The 651-nt window shown below is 45.8% G+C and carries 1 pseudogene; it reads right to left on the bottom strand.

Annotation, left to right across the window (positions count from 1 at the left end):
* A pseudogene (locus tag R7Q11_RS26965) lies at window positions 1–651 on the bottom strand (3'-5' exonuclease); the annotation flags it as partial.

Genomic DNA, 651 nt, shown 5'->3' with positions numbered 1-651 from the left:
AGATTGGTGAACGCCGCGACTGAGCCTCCGACGCGATCCAACTCAACTCCCGTCAACCTCGACCGTTCAATAGCAAACGCGAGGAGATGAGTGTGCTCGAAGATTTTGTTTACCAGCACGCAGTCTTGCAGGTTGTATTTGGCAAGTGAAGGCTTATCGGAGCGATACATGCGATTGATTTCGTCCATACGGTCATGCACGTTATGGATCTCTTTGCCTTCACCGAGTAATTCTTGTGAAACCGATTCTAATGACCAAGACCGAAAGTGATAAGTCGCGGTTTTTAGTGTATCAATGCCATCGAGTACTACACGTCCGGGAATTGAGATAAACCCCTGTTGGCTTTGGGATGAGCTACGAAAGAAGCTTGGCTGATCGGCGCGACCCAACATCAACTTCATGTTGTGCCATTCCGCACGTTTATGAAGGAGACGAAAATCGAAGTCGATAACGTTCCAACCAACAATAACATCAGGATCGAACGACTTAAACCAAGCAATCAATGCTTCGAGTAGTGCTTTTTCATTTTGAACCCATTGAATATTTGTTTCAGCTGGTTCTGGTTCTCCAATCATAATGACTCTAGAGTCATGAGGGCTATCCAAACCGATGGAGTAAAGAACGCCTTTTTCTTAACACTCCAACTCTAGC

The organism is Vibrio sp. 970 (assembly GCF_033339075.1).
This window is presented reverse-complemented; position numbering and strand designations above follow the sequence as displayed.